The 15,783-nt window shown below is 61.6% G+C and carries 17 protein-coding genes; 5 read left to right on the top strand and 12 right to left on the bottom strand.

Annotated elements, in window-relative coordinates; translation table 11 throughout:
- Positions 1-202: 202 nt before the first annotated feature.
- From codA to SSPSH_RS00885, 8 genes are all read right to left on the bottom strand, one after another.
- Complete coding sequence (codA, locus tag SSPSH_RS00920) at positions 203-1,480, bottom strand: cytosine deaminase (RefSeq protein ID WP_006913236.1); 1,278 nt, start codon at positions 1,478-1,480, stop codon at positions 203-205.
- Positions 1,477-2,739: a cytosine permease gene (codB, locus tag SSPSH_RS00915; protein WP_006913237.1), complete on the bottom strand. Its 1,263-nt coding sequence runs from the start codon at positions 2,737-2,739 to the stop codon at positions 1,477-1,479. Before codB ends, codA begins: the two co-directional genes overlap by 4 nt.
- A gap of 172 nt (positions 2,740-2,911) precedes the next feature.
- Positions 2,912-3,601, bottom strand: a complete 690-nt coding sequence (locus tag SSPSH_RS17615; protein WP_006913238.1) for an acetoacetate decarboxylase family protein — start codon at positions 3,599-3,601, stop codon at positions 2,912-2,914.
- A 34-nt stretch (positions 3,602-3,635) separates the two neighbouring features.
- On the bottom strand, positions 3,636-5,168 hold the full coding sequence (locus SSPSH_RS00905) for an NAD(P)H-dependent oxidoreductase (RefSeq protein ID WP_021031260.1): 1,533 nt from the start codon (positions 5,166-5,168) through the stop codon (positions 3,636-3,638).
- Positions 5,169-5,356: 188 nt separating this feature from the next.
- Positions 5,357-6,142 carry a molybdopterin-binding protein gene (locus SSPSH_RS00900; RefSeq protein ID WP_006913240.1) on the bottom strand — a complete coding sequence of 262 codons (786 nt, stop codon included), beginning with the start codon at positions 6,140-6,142 and terminating at the stop codon, positions 5,357-5,359.
- A complete protein-coding gene (locus SSPSH_RS00895) occupies positions 6,135-6,977 on the bottom strand; it encodes a cytochrome b/b6 domain-containing protein (RefSeq protein WP_006913241.1) in 843 nt (280 codons plus the stop codon). Before SSPSH_RS00895 ends, SSPSH_RS00900 begins: the two co-directional genes overlap by 8 nt.
- Positions 6,978-7,050: 73 nt before the next feature.
- Positions 7,051-7,380, bottom strand: a complete 330-nt coding sequence (locus SSPSH_RS00890) for a hypothetical protein (RefSeq protein ID WP_006913242.1) — start codon at positions 7,378-7,380, stop codon at positions 7,051-7,053.
- A gap of 251 nt (positions 7,381-7,631) precedes the next feature.
- Positions 7,632-8,132: a hypothetical protein gene (locus SSPSH_RS00885; protein WP_006913244.1), complete on the bottom strand. Its 501-nt coding sequence runs from the start codon at positions 8,130-8,132 to the stop codon at positions 7,632-7,634.
- Positions 8,133-8,435: 303 nt separating this feature from the next.
- Between SSPSH_RS00885 and modA the strand changes: the two genes are divergently transcribed.
- From modA to SSPSH_RS00860, 4 genes are read left to right on the top strand one after another with little or no spacing between them, the layout of a single operon-like run.
- Complete coding sequence (modA, locus tag SSPSH_RS00875) at positions 8,436-9,233, top strand: molybdate ABC transporter substrate-binding protein (protein ID WP_006913245.1); 798 nt, start codon at positions 8,436-8,438, stop codon at positions 9,231-9,233.
- Between the two features lie 9 nt (positions 9,234-9,242).
- Positions 9,243-9,932, top strand: a complete 690-nt coding sequence (modB, locus tag SSPSH_RS00870) for a molybdate ABC transporter permease subunit (protein ID WP_006913246.1) — start codon at positions 9,243-9,245, stop codon at positions 9,930-9,932.
- Positions 9,932-11,032: a molybdenum ABC transporter ATP-binding protein gene (gene modC / locus SSPSH_RS00865; RefSeq protein WP_006913247.1), complete on the top strand. Its 1,101-nt coding sequence runs from the start codon at positions 9,932-9,934 to the stop codon at positions 11,030-11,032. The genes modB and modC overlap by 1 nt, the downstream gene beginning before the upstream one ends.
- A 50-nt stretch (positions 11,033-11,082) precedes the next feature.
- Positions 11,083-11,355 (top strand): DUF1496 domain-containing protein, encoded by a 273-nt coding sequence (locus tag SSPSH_RS00860; RefSeq protein ID WP_006913248.1) that lies wholly within the window; start codon positions 11,083-11,085, stop codon positions 11,353-11,355.
- A gap of 74 nt (positions 11,356-11,429) precedes the next feature.
- On the opposite strand, the gene moaCB is transcribed toward SSPSH_RS00860, so the two are convergent.
- From moaCB to SSPSH_RS00840, 4 genes are all read right to left on the bottom strand, one after another.
- Positions 11,430-12,350 (bottom strand): bifunctional molybdenum cofactor biosynthesis protein MoaC/MoaB, encoded by a 921-nt coding sequence (gene moaCB, locus SSPSH_RS00855; protein ID WP_006913249.1) that lies wholly within the window; start codon positions 12,348-12,350, stop codon positions 11,430-11,432.
- Positions 12,347-13,087 (bottom strand): molybdenum cofactor biosynthesis protein, encoded by a 741-nt coding sequence (locus SSPSH_RS00850; protein ID WP_006913250.1) that lies wholly within the window; start codon positions 13,085-13,087, stop codon positions 12,347-12,349. Before SSPSH_RS00850 ends, moaCB begins: the two co-directional genes overlap by 4 nt.
- A 98-nt stretch (positions 13,088-13,185) precedes the next feature.
- Positions 13,186-14,388, bottom strand: a complete 1,203-nt coding sequence (locus tag SSPSH_RS00845) for an MFS transporter (RefSeq protein WP_006913251.1) — start codon at positions 14,386-14,388, stop codon at positions 13,186-13,188.
- 620 nt (positions 14,389-15,008) lie between these two features.
- The gene (locus SSPSH_RS00840; protein WP_006913252.1) at positions 15,009-15,302 is read right to left on the bottom strand and encodes a PepSY domain-containing protein; all 294 of its coding nucleotides are present in this window, start codon (positions 15,300-15,302) and stop codon (positions 15,009-15,011) included.
- A 109-nt stretch (positions 15,303-15,411) separates the two neighbouring features.
- Here SSPSH_RS00840 and SSPSH_RS00835 point away from each other — a divergent pair, with 109 nt between their 5' ends.
- On the top strand, positions 15,412-15,771 hold the full coding sequence (locus tag SSPSH_RS00835; RefSeq protein WP_006913253.1) for a PepSY domain-containing protein: 360 nt from the start codon (positions 15,412-15,414) through the stop codon (positions 15,769-15,771).
- Positions 15,772-15,783 lie beyond the last annotated feature (12 nt).

Here is a 15,783-nt window from a genome sequence, read left to right as displayed (position 1 = left end):
AGGGCCGGCTGGCGCAGCCTGCCGGTTGTGACCGTCCGATGCGTCGTTCGGTCGTCCGATAGCGTTGATGCGCTTTTCAGGCCGGCGGTACGGATTCGCGTTCGATTCCGTGTTTGGGCAGGTATGTGGCGATGCAACGTATAGTTGCGGACACAGCCACCACGCCGGGCAAGTTTGTCGTCAGACGGCTCGCGTAACGCCGCTAGAAGCTGAAATCGATTGGCTTTTCGTGGTCTAGAAAGATCGTGCTCGTCGCCGGCTGGGTCTCGGCGATCATGCCGGCGTCGCGAATCGCATAGCGCACCGGCGCGACCCGCCTGACGGCATCGTAGACACTGTCGGCGGCCAGTATATTCAGGCGCGCCGGCTTGCCTTCGGCCAGGCCGTATTCGTTGCCCAGCTGCATGACCGCAGCACCGTTGTCGGTTACGAATGCGAGTGCGCCGGCGATATCGTCATAGCCGGTGAGATGCGTAACGTGCAGGCCCATCTGCAGGATTTGCAGTACGTTGGTATGCACCAGCGGGTAAAAGGGATCGGCCAGATTGTCGTGCCCGAAAGCGACCGCGAGCCCGGCATCGCGTAGTTCGCGTACACGGGTCAGGCCACGGCGGACAGGGTGGCTGTCGTAGCGGCCCTGCAGGTGCGTATTCACGAACGGGTTGGCCACGAAATTGATGCCGGATTTCACCAGCAGCCCCATCAGCTTGTTGGCGTAGGCGTTGTTATAGCTCGACAGCGCACAGGTATGGCTCGCGGTCACGCGCGCGCCAAGGCCGCGTCGGTAAGCCAGGGCAGCCACGACTTCCAGATTGCGCGCCTGATCGTCGTCGATCTCGTCGCAGTGGATATCGATCATGCGCCCATAACGTTCGGCTAGATCGAATACGATCTCGAGCGAGGCCACGGCATCTTCGCGGGTGAACTCGACATGCGGAATGCCGCCCACCGCATCGGCACCGCGCTCCATGGCGCGTTCAAGCTGGGTCGGGCCTTCGGCGTAGGTAAGAATGCCGTCCTGTGGGAACGCGACGATCTGAATATCGATGAAGCGCGCGAATTCGTCGCGTAGCGCCAGCAAGGCATCCAACGAGCGCAGTTGCGGATCGCCGATATCGACATGCGTGCGCACATACTGAATGCCTTGCGCGATCTGCCATTCGATGGCCGTACGCGCGCGGTGTTTGACGTCCTCCACGCTGAGCTCGCGTTTGCGTTCTGCCCAGATATCGATGGCCTCGAACAGCGTGCCACTGGCGTTCCAGCGCGGCTCACCGGCGGTGAGTGCATAGTCGAGGTGGCAGTGCGGCTCGACAAATGGCGGCACCGCCAGCCCGCCGTGGGCGTCGAGGCGCTCGACAGCCTCATCGTTGCGGCTGCCGGCTGTGTCGATGGCCGCGATCTGCTGGCCTTCCAGGCGCAGATCGAACAGGCCTTCTCGATCAGGCAGACGGGCATTGCAGATCAACAGGGAATTCATGAGTCGGCCGCGATCGTACGCCGTGCGCTGGCGCCGCCCATGACCCGGCTGGCCACGAGATAAACGACGAAAGCGCTCAGCACGGCGTTGAGCGGCGGGATGCCGGGTAACAGATTCGCCGCGGCAAAACCGACGGCCCAGGCGCCCACCGCGATCCAGTTCACCTGCTTGAGCGCAGCCTGTTCGAGCATTGGGTAGTGTCGACGCGCGACGATGAAGAAATCGGCGATCAGAATCGCGCCGATGGGCGGCAGGGCCGAACTGAGAAATGACAGCCAGCCGACGAAATTGTTGTACAGCCACATGGAAGCCAGCGTGCCGACCAGGCCGTTGAAGATCACGATCCAGTGCTTGGGCAGGCGCGTGATATTGGCAAAGCCCAGCGACGCGGCATAAAGCGCGTTGTCATTGGTCGTCCAGATATTGAGCCCGAGTACGAGAATGGCGGGCAGGATCAGCCCCTGGGCGAACATGACCTGAGATATGTCGGCTTCGCTATAGACGAGTGCGCCCACTGCACCAAAAGTGAACATGAGCGAATTGCCGAGAAAGAATGCGATCAGCGTCGTGCTCACGCCGACCTTCGGGCTGCGAGCGAAGCGCACGAAATCCGGGGTCAGCGTGGCGCCGCTGATGAAGGAGCCGATACAGGCGGTCAGCGCGACGGCGAGCGTGATCGGGTCATCCGGTGTGATCGCGGCCAGCGCATTGATGCCGCCGGCTTCGCCGACCGCCATCGCCACCGACATGTTGCCGAGCACGAAAATCGCCGGTACGGCGATGAAGCTCAGAATCGTGAGTGCCTTGAAGCCGACCCAGGCGGTGGTGGTCATGAGCACGCCGCCGATTGCGATCAACAGATAGATATTGGTTCCGGTGGCCGCCTCGATCGGCAGTGCGAACATCACCACGCCGACGCCGAACCAGCCGACCTGGGTGCCGCCTAGCAGAAACGAGGGCAGCCATGAGCCACGCACACCAAAGGCATAACGGCTGAGCAGATGCGTAGACAGGCCGGTCCGACTGGCAATGAAGGCCAGTAGTACGGCATACAGGCCCAATACGAGATTGCCCGCGAGCACGACCCAGGCGAATTCGAACAGCGTCAGGCCTTTGCCGAGCGTACCGCCGGCCCACATGCTCGCCGAAAAGAACGTAAAGCCAAGCATGACCGCGAGCATGGTCCAGAAGCCACGGCGCGCGCTTGCCGGAACGGCGGAAAATTCGTAATCCTGAAAATCGTGTTCGGTATGGGACATCGGTAGGCGATTCAGTTGGCGAGGAAATACGGCGCACTGCGAGCAAGCACGACAACCCGGCCTGCACCAGGACGGCGCAAACCGGTCGGTATTATCCCCGAGTTACAAGGCGAGCCGAAATTCAGCAAGGCTCGTGCCATTGTGAGCACGCGCTGGCCGCGTTAATGGTGCGTTATTCGGCGCGTTTGGCGGTATCGCCAGGCCGGCGCGTTGCCGGCGGGAAATGCAGGTCGAAACGATCTGCATACAGGCCGATTCTGGCTTTCTGATCGGCGATGTCCGGAAAGCCGCTGTCTGCAGGATTATCGATGTCGTCGAGGCGCGCGAGTCGAGAGCGTGTTTTCGCGCCAATAACGGTGCGGTAGTCGTACCCCTGCCAGGGTTGTTCGAGCGTGCGCCAGGCTTGGGGCAGAACGCCGGTACTCAATGGCAGGCGTGGCCCGCGTCGACTGAAAGACAACGTCAGCGGTGCATGGTCTGGCAGCTGAACACGAAAGCCCTCGCTATTGTCGTTATGCTCGATGGTCTCGAAAGATGCCAGACGTTTGGGTAGCCCCCAGTTGCGCTGGCCGTTGTCTACGCTCGCCTGGGTGGATACCCAGATATGCGTGATCGTGGCCGCCTCTCTATCACCGAAATCGAACCGGCCCGGGCACAGCAACAGTTCCCGGTAGGGACCGACGTTCGAGCTGGCGTAGTCGACCATCATCAATGCGCCCAGCCCGCCCCGGGCGCGACCGGCCAACTCGGGTATGTGCGCCCCGCATTGTTCACCGAAGCTCCGCGAGCAGGACAGGGCGATGACATAACCCCGGCCGGTGAGCTGCCAGGGCGCAGGTATATGACGGTTCGGCTCGTTCATTGGCGCTCTCGTACGTTGCTCGCGTGATCCACGTTTACGCGAGATTGATCCAGGGAATGAGTACGAACCACAGCATATAGGTCAGCATGGCGATGAGCAGGCCGTCGATACGGCAAAGACGTTGCCTCGGCTTGTGTCCGTACCACCACAACAGGCCCAGGCCGAGTGCTGCATGTGGCAAGACGAACCAGCGTATCCCGTCGAAGGCGTCGTTCGCCCATTGCAGCCGTTCGAAAACGACGGCTATCGTCGCTGACGCTATAACGCTCGCCGCGGAAAGCTTGAAAGCCGTCATACTGCCAAAGCGCTCTGCCAACGTATGCTTGCCTACACTGGCATCCGCGGCGCGATCCGGCACGCCGGCAAGAATGATCGAACACAGGATTGCCAGTGCGAGCGGTGCCGAGAGCAGCCACAGGATTGGCTCGAATACGGCCCCGCCTTGTAGTAGTCCACCAAGGACAATTACCAGCGCGCTATGCGTGAAGGCGACGTCGATTTCGCCCAGGCTGCGATAGCTGAGTTTGAGTGGAGCCATGGTGTAGCCGAGCGTGGTGATGACCGCAATCAGCAGCCATAGCGCTGTGATCAAAGGCGCGGGCGCCAGGGTCAACGTCGCCACGCCTGCGCCCAGTACGCCGATGAGCAGGAGACCCGTGGCAAAACGTAGTTGAGAGGGGCGGATCGCGCCCTCCACGGCGACGCGTGAACCACCCGTGAACGGGCCGTAGTTTGCATTGGCACGGTCGGTGGCCAGATCCAGGCGTTCGTTGCTGAATACGGTGGCCGCTTCCAGCAGGGCAACGCATACGAGCCCCCACATGAATATGCTCCAATCCAGCGCTGAACGGGTGGCGACGGCCCCCAGGCTATAAGCCGCCCAGCTCATGGGATAGAACTGTAGCCGCAGTGCCGTCAGCCAGGGCTTGATGCGGTGCCAGCCACGCGATACAGGCGACTGTACGCCGGTACGCAGCGCAAAGCCCGCCCGGCGCGCTTTTTCCAGCCAGCGTGCGCGCTTATCGGGGGTGGAGGTGCGTACCGGGCCGAAACACAGGATTTTTGTTGGACGCACGCCGCAAAAACCCAACGTGGCTCGGGCCATGGCATTGTGGCCGGGCGCTTTGAACAGCCATCTATAAACCGGCGGCGGCGTATCCATCGTGGTAATCAGTTGGGCCGATTTGCCGCGCCATAGACCTTCCCAATCGGCGGCCCCCGGGCCATAGAATCGGAACGCCAGGCCCGGCATCACCACCCGGTCGAGAAAGCTCTTGAGCAGTGCGGGCATGGTGCCCCACCACGTCGGATACACGAACACCAGGTGATCGGCCCAGACCAGATCATCGCGCGCAGCAAGCAGATCGGGTTCCAGTGTCTGGTTTTCGGGGGAATCGGTACTGACATCGCGCGCGAATTCCAGCTCGCTGAGTACGAGCGAGCGTAACTCGACGCCGGTGTTTTGTGCGCCATCGCGATAGGCCGTAGCCAAGGCGCCGCAAAGTGAATCCCGGCGCGGATGGGCAAGAATGATCAGCACACGGAGCGGGTTTTCGTCGGAGTGCATCGGTTGTCTCGTTTCGTCGTCGGACCCGCGGCGATGCAAACGCCGTTCAAGCGATTGCCGCCCCCCGCATCGACGCAGCTGAATTACACCACAGTACAGCGAACGAATGCAGGCGCGCCGTGTCGCTTCAGCATACAACCGGCCAGCCGCAATACGCGCTTTATCGCCGCGATCGAACCCGAAAAAAGCTAGATGCCCGCCCACCATTCATAGCCGCGGTCTTCCCAGTAGCCGCCATTGCCGCCCTGAATCGAAGCAAAACTGTCGACCAGTTCGATACGCATTACGTATTTCGCCATCTTGTAGCCAAGCTGGCGCTCGGCGCGTAGCCGCAGCGGTGCGCCGTTGGCGACTGGGAGTGGGGCACCGTTCAAAGCGTAGGCGAGCAGTGTTTGCGGATGATAAGCCTCGACCATATCCAGGCTTTCATAATATTTGACCGGTCCGCCGTAGATATTGTCAGCGCAGTGAAACACCACGAATCGAGCGTTGTCGGTGGGGCGTACGCGGTCAAGCACGTCGCCAAGCGGCACGCCGGTCCACTGCCCGATACAGCTCCAGCCTTCGACACAATCGTGGCGGGTGATCTGTGTACGCGAAGGCAGGGCACGTAACGCATCCAGCGAGAAATCGCCCGGGCGACGCACCAGGCCATCAACATGCAGGCGCCAGTCGGCAAAACGGTTGGCCGCCAGACGCTGGTAAGCGTCGTTGTCCGGGTTGGTCGTGCCATTGGGGCGGAAGGTATCGGCAATATCTGCCGGGCTGTATTCGCGAGCCAGCGATTGGCGCGAGGCCACGAGTCGTTGTGCAGCGCGCGTAAGGCGGTCGGTCGCGCCGAGTACGTTCTGCACGGTTTCGTTGCGCGAAAGGTTGTCGCAGCCGGTCAGTGCAGCGCTGGCGCCGAGCGCGCCGAGACCGGTGAGAAGCTGACGGCGCCTGCGATCGGGAAGGATCAGTTTCGAATCAGGCATGGCGATCGGCCGAAGTGTCCGAGGCGGCCTTGTCTATGCGATAGCCACCGGTGACCATCGAGCGCAGATTGTTGAATACACCGGAAACCAGCACGAGTGCCGTGTGCACAAAGAAGAAGACGAGCAGCGAAAACGCCACGATGAAATGCAGCGTGCGCGCACTTTGGCGGCCACCGAAGATATCCAGTAACCATGGCCAGGCGGCGTTCATGGTCGGCGACATGGTCAGCCCGGTCAGCACCATCAGCGGCAGCAGGGCGAACAGTACGACCAGATAAGTCAGCTTCTGCAGACCGTTGTAATCGCGGCTCTGGTCGAATCTGAAGCGAGCGTGCTCCGCTATGGTTCTTGGCAGGGCCTGCCACTGCGCGATGCTAGGCCAAATCTGCCGGCGGCGCTCGCGGCGCGCCGGCGTGTAGATCAAATAAAGGATCAGCAACGGCGCAAACAGCCAGGCGGCGGCAAAATGCCAATAGCGGCCCATGGCCAGCCACTGTGGGCCGGGCAGGGTCGACCATGCAGGAAAGGCGCGCTGTTCGAGTCTGCCATCGCGACGTGACAAACCCAGGGCGCCAGTGGTATCGAACACATGATCGCCGATACGCACGATGCCTTGCGGTGCGCCGTCATCGCCGCGGCGCGCTGTAATTTCCAATGCCGGGGCGCTGAAATTCGAGTCCTGGCCCCAATAGAGCGCCGGATGCGCGTTGAAAATCTGCAGGCCACTCATCATGAGCACGATCAGGCAGGCCACCGTAATCCAGTGCCAGAGCCGGGTGAACAGGCTGTGGCGTCGTACGATCTGCGTGTTTGTAGTGCCTGTTGAGATCTTCATTCCCGAGCGCTCGATAGCGAAACGCATCTGCCGAGTGGGGTCGGTAGATGCGAGACAGATAAGGCGGGCGACCCTACATATCGCTGTCATCGCCCTGGTGATGCGTTTCATCGGCTTCCATATCGGTATCGTGGCTCATGTCGTCGTGTGACTTGTCATGCGCCGGATCGAGCTGGTTCTGGTAGGTGGAATCGCCCTGGGGGCCGTCTGCGCCCGGGTTGGCTGCCATGTTGTCGTCGCTCATGGCCGGGTCGTGATTCATTTCACTGTCATGTGACATGGCGCCGTTGTCGTGGGCCATGGTGTCGTCTTCCGCGGCGAGCGCGTTGGCGGTCCAGCCCAGCGAACAGGCGAAAAGCAGTACGCCGGTCCAGCGGATAGCGCGGTTCGAGAATTGGGTCATCTTCTATCTCCTCGTTAACGATAACGCCGCGATGGTTTTAATGATCGTGCGGCGCCGCAGCGAGTGCTGCGTGTAGCAATCCGGATAGATGTTCAATACGGACGCTATCTAATACTCAACGTAATGATCGGCAATTCGGTTGCATTGGCACGACCGGCATCGGCGTTTGCCTCGTTATCACGGCCATAAAAAAGGGCAGCCCGTGGCTGCCCTTTGCAGGAATGATCGCGATCGATCATCGAGCCGGTCGATTACATGTTCGAATCGTCCTGCTGGTTAAGCTCGTCCGCACTGGTCGTGCCGCTCTGGCTCATGCCGGTTTCGCCGCCGACGCTGTTGCCGTCGCCCATGGTGTTGCCGCCGGACATCGTATCCTGGCTGCCCATCGAGCTGTCATTGGACATCGAGCCCTGGCCCTGCATGCCGTTGTCGTTCGACAAGGTGCCTTCGTTAGACTGATCGGCGTTGTAGTCCTCGCTGCTCTGCTGGCCCTCGGTGCTGCCGTAGCTATCGTCGCCTGCGCCGCTCTGGCCGCTCGTGCTGGTATCGCTGGATACGCCGCTTTCGACGGCCATGTCGCTGTCGCTGCTCATGCCCGCTTCAGTGGCGATGCTGCTATCCGCGCTACCCGATGTGCTGGCGCCCGTGCTACCGCTCGTTCCCGCAGCGAACGCGGCAGGCGTTAGCGTGACAACGCCGGCGACCACAAGCGCGGTGAGTACAGACGGGGTAAAATTCTTGATGGAACGCATAATGCAACTCCTTTTGATGTCCTTTCCCGGACTGAAAATGAGTGTCTGGGAAAGCAGCGTATAGACGATTTTTCGAACGGCGACTGAACAGCGCCAGCGCCTTTACGCAGCGACTGCCCGGATACTAGCGATGCTGTTGGCGCCGCGACATCCGCAATTACACGCAGCGACAAGATATCGAGGCTGTATATCTTCGGCCGTGTGGAAATAGTTGTACCGAAATAGGATACGAGATTTGATGGGCGGTAACACACATTGCCGAGCAGCGCTCTATCGATGAGCTCAGCCCCGAAGAGAGGTCTCATGAAATCGAACCGCCGGCTGCATAAAACCGTTCTCGGTCTATTGTTGTCGATCGTGCTCGCGGCGTTGCCTGCCAGTGCGTTTGCCAAGAATGATCATATTCTGGTTTTTGCTGCGGCCAGTCTGAAGAATGCGATGGACGGCGTAGTGGACGTATACGCGCAGGATCACGATACGGATGTTCGTGTGAGTTATGCGGGCAGCTCCACGCTCGCTCGCCAGATCGAGCAGGGCGCGCCGGCCGATCTGTATGTTTCGGCCAATCAGAGCTGGATGGATCGTCTGGAAGACGGCGGTGATATCCAGCCCGCTTCGCGGTTCGATCTGCTGCGCAACGCACTCGTGCTGGTTGCGCCCCGCGATAGCGATACCGCGCTGGAGCTGAATCGCGCTACGGATATACGATCCGTGCTCGGCGAGCAGGGGTATCTGGCCATGGCCAACACCGACGCGGTGCCGGCCGGAGTTTATGGTCGGCAGGCATTGCAGACGCTGGGTCTCTGGCAATCTCTGCAAGGCCATATCGCCCAGGCGGAGGACGTGCGCGCGGCGCTCGCGCTGGTGGCTCGCGGCGAGGCGCCGCTGGGCGTGGTCTATGCCAGCGACGCGGTCGCCGAGAAGAACGTGCGCGTGGTGGCGAAATTCGCCAACGACAGCCACGACCCGATCGTCTATCCCGCGGCACTTCTCGACGGTATCGATAATCCTGCAGCCGAGAACCTGTTGGCGTTCATGCGTACAGACAAGGCCGCCGAAATTTTTGCACGCTGGGGTTTTGAAGTCGTCGCAACCGACTGAAGCGCGCCAATGTTCGATACCACCACGCTGGAGGTTCTATCGCTAAGCCTGTGGGTTGCGACGACCGCGGTCGTGATCAGCCTGCCGTTGGCATTGGCGGTCGCCTGGTTTCTGGCGCGCTCACGTTGGCGCGGCAAGATGGTGGTCGATGCGCTCGTGCATCTGCCGTTGGTCATGCCGCCGGTGGTAACCGGTTATCTGCTACTCGTGGGGCTTGGGCGTAACAGTGTCGTGGGCGGCTGGCTGGCGGATACCTTCGGCCTCGTGTTCGCCTTCAAGTGGACCGGTGCGGCTCTTGCCGGTGCGATCATGGGTTTTCCTCTGCTCGTGCGACCGATTCGCCTGTCGCTGGAAGCCATCGATAGCCGGGTGGAATCTGCAGCGGCCACCCTTGGCGCTTCGCCCATGTGGGTGGCGCTAACCGTGACACTGCCGCTTGCGTTGCCGGGCGTGATCGCGGGATTGGTGCTCGCATTCGCCCGTGCGCTCGGGGAATTCGGCGCAACGATTACCTTTGCCTCGAACATTCCGGGCGAGACACGCACGCTGCCGATCGCGATCTATACGTTCATCCAGGTGCCCGGCGGCGAGAGCCGGGCCGCACAGCTCATTCTCGTATCGATCGCGGTGTCGCTGGCCGCGCTGGTCGCCTCCGAACTGATCGCGCGCCGGGTCAAGCGACTACAGGCGGCGGCGTAGTGCTCTCTATCGATATCACACACCGTCAGGGTGACTTCACGCTCGAATGTGCTTTCGATAGCGATGCACGTGTAACCGGCCTGTTCGGGCCGTCGGGCGCCGGCAAGAGCAGCCTGCTGCGTATCATCGCCGGTCTGGTGCGACCGGACCGAGGCCGGATCGAGCTGGCCGGGCGCTGTGTGTTCGACAGCGCTCGGCGTTTGCAGGTGCCGGCGCACAAGCGCCGTATCGGTTACGTGTTTCAGCGCGCGCGCCTGTTCGCGCACCTGAACGTGCGCCACAACCTCGGCTATGGCGCCTGGTTCGCCCGCGAAAAACCGGGTCGTGCGCGCTTCGAGCAAGTGGTCGACATGCTCGACATCGGCCCGTTGCTCGATCGTCGTGTTACCGGACTATCGGGCGGTGAACAGCAGCGTGTCGCAATCGGGCGGGCGCTGTTGTCGAATCCCGCAGTACTGCTGCTCGACGAACCGCTGGCATCGCTGGATGTCGCCCGGCGCCAGGAAGTGCTGCCGTATATCGAACGGCTGAGCGCACAGTCCGAGCTGCCGATCGTATTCGTGAGCCATCAGCTCGACGAACTGCTGCGCCTGGCCAACCGCCGAGTGGTTGCAGTCCGCGATGGGCGTGTGACATTCAGCGGACCGACCGCAGAGTTTCTGGCGCGGCCTTCACTGCTGGGCGCCGAACAGGCACGGGATGCCGGTGTGCTGCTACGCGGCGAGGTGGTCACGCATCTGCCCGAGCACGGTCTCTCGGAGCTAACCTGTGGCGCGCAGTCGTTGTACGTGCCCCATGTGGCCCACCCGGCCGGGGCTGCAATCACGCTGCATGTGCGCGCACGCGACGTCATGCTCGCACGCCAGCGTCCGACCGATATCAGTGCCTTGAACGTGCTCGAAGCACGTATCGAGAGTCTGGTCGCCGACGGCGACTATGCCGTGAATGTTCATATGCAGGTGGGCGAACAGGCGCTCGAAGCGCGCATCACACAGCGTTCGGCCGAGGCGCTTGCACTGGCCCCGGGGCAGACGATTCATGCCGTGATCAAGAGTCTTGCCCTGGCCGAACAGGCGTGGGAGCGGCTGGGCAGTATCTAGTGCGAACTTTCTGCTAGATTCAAGACGCCTGTCTTCTCACGGAGAAAATAATGAAGAAAGGGTTCTTTTTTACGGGTGCGGTCCTGCTCGCAGCATCGGTGTCGGCACCGGTGCTTGCGCAGCAGTCGGAGACGATGAGCTCGAAATCGGCGGATGCAGCCAAAGCGTCCGATCTGCCGCTCGACAAAGTCTGTCTTCAGCGAAGCGATATCTACAGTGCTGGCGCGGTGGTCAAAATGAATGAAAAGCCGTATGTCTGCAAAATGGACAAGAATGCCGGCACCGGGGCATTGAGCTGGGTTCCGATGGAGCCCGAAGCCTGATCGGGTAAAACAGATTGGATAACACGTGAGCTATCAATCGCCGGGCACCGCGCGTGCCCGGCGGTTCGTCGGGTTCAGCCGGCGTGACTGGCAAAACGCTGGTGGATTTCCAGCACGTGCACAATGCTCGGCAAGAGTGCTGCGAGTGTCTCTTGTGCCCCCGTACGGCTGCCCGGAAACGTCAGCGCCAACGAATTGTTCGCAAACCCGGAAACGCCGCGCGATAACACGGCATAGGGCGTGCGCCGCTGGCCGAAAGCGCGCGCGGCTTCCATCAGACCCGGCATGGGCGTAGTCAAAAGCGGTTCGACCGTTTCCACCACCCGATCTTTCGGCCCGATGCCGGTGCCACCGACGGTGATGATCAAGTGCGTACCGCTGGCGATCGCCGTGTCGAGCGCTTCGCCTACACGGGCTTCATCGTCGGGTAGAGCCTGGTAGTTCAGCGGCTCGAAGCCGGCTTTCTCCAGACCCTCGGCCACCTTACGGCCGGCGGTATCCGGTTTGTGGCCGTCGGCCACCGGGTCGGACACCATCAGCACACAGGCCGACAACGGCTTTTTGAGCGTGCGCTTGAAATGGCTCTTGCCGCCTGTCTTGTCGAGCAGACGGGTGTCGCCGATGGCCAGCTCTTCTGGCTCGGCATAAGGCTTGAGCATATCGTAGAGCGTGAGTGCGGCCATGCTTGCTGCCGTAAGCGCTTCCATTTCCACCCCAGTCGGGCCGATCGTATGCACTTCGGCTTCGATGAGGACGCGTTCGGCTTCGACCGTGAAATGCACCTCGGCGGCATGGATAGGCAAGGGGTGACACAGCGGCAGCAGCTCATCGGTGCGCTTGGCGGCAAGAATGCCGGCGATACGCGCGCTGGCCTGCGGGTCGCCTTTTTCGGTATCGCGCTCCGCGATCCGTGCCAGGCAATGACCAGGGGCATAAAAACTCGTGGTGGCGGTGGCCGAGCGCAGTGTCTCGGGCTTCATGCCGACATCTTTCATGATTGCGGTCCTGGTTCGCGTGCGTCGTCTGCGCCGCGGGGGCGTTCGGGGCGGGGCACTTCCGTGCCTTCGAGATAGGCACTGCTGCCATCGGCATAGTATTCGTTCTTCCATACCGCCACGCGCGCCTTGAGTTCTTCGAGCGCATAGCGGGCGGCCTCGAAGGCGGCGTCGCGATGCACCGCGCGAACCACCACATAGACGCTGACTTCGCCCAGGCCGAGACGACCGGTGCGGTGCTGAATCCGACAGGCATGGGCATCGAATTTCTCGACCGCCTCGGCCTGGATATCGGCCAGCGTCTTGGACGCGAGCGGCCCATAGGCCGAATAGTCCATGGATTCGACTTGTCTCCCCGCATTGGTCAGACGCACAGTGCCGCCAAAGACGACCAGCGCGCCGCAGCTATCGTCTTCTGTTTCGGCCAGGAGGGCGTCGAGATCCAAGCGCTCGGCGGTGAGATGAGGGCGCGTATTCGGCTGGCCGCCGGATACCGGTGGGATCAGTGCGATCGTATCGCCGTCGCCCAGCGGCGTATCGGCGGCCAGCAGCGTATCGCCGCGCGCGCAGGCGGTGCGCGAGAGCAGATCGGCGGCGCCTGGATGCTGCTCTTGGGCGCTAGTGATTAGCCGTGCAGGCGTAAACGGCGCATCGAATTGAATGGCGACTGTATCGGCCCCCATCAAGGACGCAAGCTCGCCAAAGCATTCGGCGTGGACGGTAATCGAATCGCTCATAATCGGGTCACGGCCTGTAACGGAATAGGCAAGGCTAGAGTCTGACAGCTGTACGAGCAATGCGCCGGAACCTCAGCACCCATGCTGTTGTGACGTGCTCAACGCTCGGTGGCTGCGCTGCGCGGGCTGCGCGCTTCGGTGCACCAGAACGCCAGGGCACAACCTTCAAGTACGGCCGCCACGGCAAGCGCGCCCGGCCAGCCGCCGGCCTCGTATGCTATGCCGGCCACTAGAGAGCCCAGCGCGCCGAATAGAAAGAAACAGCCCATATAAGCCGTGGTAATACGGCTGCGTGCATCGGGACGCAATGTATAGATCGTGCTCTGGTTGAGAATCTGTACGCCTTGAACGCCCAGATCCATGAGCAGCAGGCCGATGATAATCGCGGTCAGGCTGTGCGCGTTGAAGTCCATGAATACGAAGGACGCACAGGCAAGCAACAGAAAACCGCCGGTTGCCCAACGCCCGTGGCCCGCATCGTGAAAACGACCGGCCAGCGAAGCGCCCAGCGCGCCGGCCGCGCCGAACAGGCTGAACAGGCCGATGGTGGTTTCGCTGTAGTTATAGGGGGCGCCTGCGAGCAGGAAAGGCAGCACGGTCCAGGTGATCGTGAACCCGGCAAAGCCAAAGGCGCCGTAGACGATGCGCCGGCGCAGCAACGGCTCGTCGACGAGTAGCGCGCCCACCGAACGCAGTACCTGACCATAGCGCATGGCATTTGCCGGTGGGCCGTTGTTAGGCAACACCCGCCAAAGAAGAACGGTCTGGGCGAGCATCGCAACAGCAGCACAACCGAATACGGCGCGCCAGCCGGCGATATCAGCCACGATCCCGGAAAAGGCGCGCGCCAGCAGAATCCCGATCAATAGACCACTCATTACGCGCCCAACAACCGCGCCACGCTGTGCCGGTGCGGCCAGTGTCGCCGCCATCGGCACCATGATCTGCGCCGTTGTGGCCGACAGGCCGACCACGAAACTGGCGAGCACGAAATAGCCGAATGCCGGCGACAGCGCTGCGGCGGCGAGCGCCAGTGCGGTAATCAGGCACACAACGCCTATCAGGCGACGGCGGTTGAAGAAATCGCCGACCGGAACGATGAACACCAGCCCCGCAGCGTAGCCGAGTTGGGTCACGGTGATGATTGTGGTTGCGCCCGCCGAGGAGATATCGAAACTGCGGGTGAGCAGGTCGAGCAGTGGCTGGGCGTAGTAGATATTGGCGACTGACAGCCCGCAGGCCACGGCCATCAACCACGCCAGTGGCGCCGATGGGATGAGTTCGGTGTTTTCGTTCGTCACTAGGATAGCGGCGTTGGGAAAGGAGGCGGATTCTAACGTTGTATTGTGCAGTGGTGTGTTTTCGGGCGGCTTGTCTTGAGCTTGAACTCTTAATATCGGCGGGTTGGGATGCTCGTAAATTGAGCTGCGAGTCTTTGCGCGCTCGCGAGTTCGGCTGACCTTTGGTTTCGCGCTGCAGCGCGACCCCCCTTTCGTTTGCTTGTGCAAACGAAGGGGGCAAAGGAAAAGACACCCGCCACAGCGCCGGCTTGCGCCGGTGCACTTCGATGCTCGCGACGAGGAGATGCGACCGGAACTCGCGTCGCTCAACAGTGCGAAACCCCGAACCTAAATTCGCCCGCGCAGTTAATGCCGAACTGCGTAGGTTCGAGTCGCGAGTCTCACAGCACTTACGCCCGGTTGATCCAGAACTCTGGAGCTTAAATCCACGGCTGGGCAGGATGTTTTTACTGCACGGGTACGCTTACCGATATCCGCGTGTCGATGTCGCCGTGCGACCATTAAACAGCCAGCCGCGCTGTTTCTACCGGCCCGGATGATGCAAAAAAAGCCCGCCTGGAAACAGACGGGCTTCGATGCCGCTATGCGGCGGACCGGTTTATAAACCGATCGTGGGACGATCAGTCGTCGTCGCGTTCGCTGCGCAGAATCTCGCCGCTGTTGGCGTCGATCGTGAGCTCGACGCGCTGGCCGGCCGGGTCGGTGGCCTCGACATCATAGCGGTCCATATCGCGATCGATTTCGTCGATCTGGGTGTAGTCCTGGCTTTCGAGCATCTGCACGACATCCGCGATGGACTTCATGTTGGCGTCGGCGCCCGTGCTGACGTCGTTCTGTGCGAAGGCGACGGCCGGGCCGACGGTCAGTGCGGTGGCCAGGGCGAGGGTAGCGATACGGCTGTTGAAGTGGGACATGTGTCCTCCTTGGGTTGAGTTCGGTGCCGATTGTGGTCGTGGCCGGACGAATACGTTGTGAATAGTGTGTTCATCGCCAATTCATCGCCGCGGCACGGACAATGGCGCTATGTCGCGCTGGTTGATTACTTTTTCGTCTTGCTTATGCGTTGCCGTTTTTCTGATCGGCTCGAGCGCGACGCTGCGCGCGGATGATGTCGACGCCGACGGCGCCCGGCGTGCGCGCGATGCCGGTAAGATCGTCCCGCTGCAGCACCTGTTCGACAAGGTCGAGCGCGAGTGTCGCGGCCGCTTCGTGGAAATGGAGCTGGATGAAGACGACGGCCAATGGACCTATGAGATCAAGCTCATCGGTCCGCGCGGCGATGTCGCCGAACTGGAATACGATGCCGCCGACCTGCGTTTGCTTGAAGCCGAGGGGCAGCACCTGGACGCGCTCGAATGCGTACCGCCCGGTACGCCTGACTGATTCGAAATAGAT

This window comes from Salinisphaera shabanensis E1L3A (assembly GCF_000215955.2).
GTDB lineage: Bacteria > Pseudomonadota > Gammaproteobacteria > Nevskiales > Salinisphaeraceae > Salinisphaera > Salinisphaera shabanensis.
Note: the sequence above shows the minus strand (reverse complement) of the source record. Positions and strands in the feature narration are given on the sequence as shown.

Bases quoted from the DNA above. Each gene is read 5' to 3' on its own strand.
- codA (WP_006913236.1), bottom strand. From the start codon at position 1,480: ATGAATTCCCTGTTGATCTGCAATGCCCGTCTGCCTGATCGAGAAGGC.
- codB (WP_006913237.1), bottom strand. From the start codon at position 2,739: ATGTCCCATACCGAACACGATTTTCAGGATTACGAATTTTCCGCCGTT.
- SSPSH_RS17615 (WP_006913238.1), bottom strand. From the start codon at position 3,601: ATGAACGAGCCGAACCGTCATATACCTGCGCCCTGGCAGCTCACCGGC.
- SSPSH_RS00905 (WP_021031260.1), bottom strand. From the start codon at position 5,168: ATGCACTCCGACGAAAACCCGCTCCGTGTGCTGATCATTCTTGCCCAT.
- SSPSH_RS00900 (WP_006913240.1), bottom strand. From the start codon at position 6,142: ATGCCTGATTCGAAACTGATCCTTCCCGATCGCAGGCGCCGTCAGCTT.
- SSPSH_RS00895 (WP_006913241.1), bottom strand. From the start codon at position 6,977: ATGAAGATCTCAACAGGCACTACAAACACGCAGATCGTACGACGCCAC.
- SSPSH_RS00890 (WP_006913242.1), bottom strand. From the start codon at position 7,380: ATGACCCAATTCTCGAACCGCGCTATCCGCTGGACCGGCGTACTGCTT.
- SSPSH_RS00885 (WP_006913244.1), bottom strand. From the start codon at position 8,132: ATGCGTTCCATCAAGAATTTTACCCCGTCTGTACTCACCGCGCTTGTG.
- modA (WP_006913245.1), top strand. From the start codon at position 8,436: ATGAAATCGAACCGCCGGCTGCATAAAACCGTTCTCGGTCTATTGTTG.
- modB (WP_006913246.1), top strand. From the start codon at position 9,243: ATGTTCGATACCACCACGCTGGAGGTTCTATCGCTAAGCCTGTGGGTT.
- SSPSH_RS00860 (WP_006913248.1), top strand. From the start codon at position 11,083: ATGAAGAAAGGGTTCTTTTTTACGGGTGCGGTCCTGCTCGCAGCATCG.
- moaCB (WP_006913249.1), bottom strand. From the start codon at position 12,350: ATGAAAGATGTCGGCATGAAGCCCGAGACACTGCGCTCGGCCACCGCC.
- SSPSH_RS00850 (WP_006913250.1), bottom strand. From the start codon at position 13,087: ATGAGCGATTCGATTACCGTCCACGCCGAATGCTTTGGCGAGCTTGCG.
- SSPSH_RS00840 (WP_006913252.1), bottom strand. From the start codon at position 15,302: ATGTCCCACTTCAACAGCCGTATCGCTACCCTCGCCCTGGCCACCGCA.
- SSPSH_RS00835 (WP_006913253.1), top strand. From the start codon at position 15,412: ATGTCGCGCTGGTTGATTACTTTTTCGTCTTGCTTATGCGTTGCCGTT.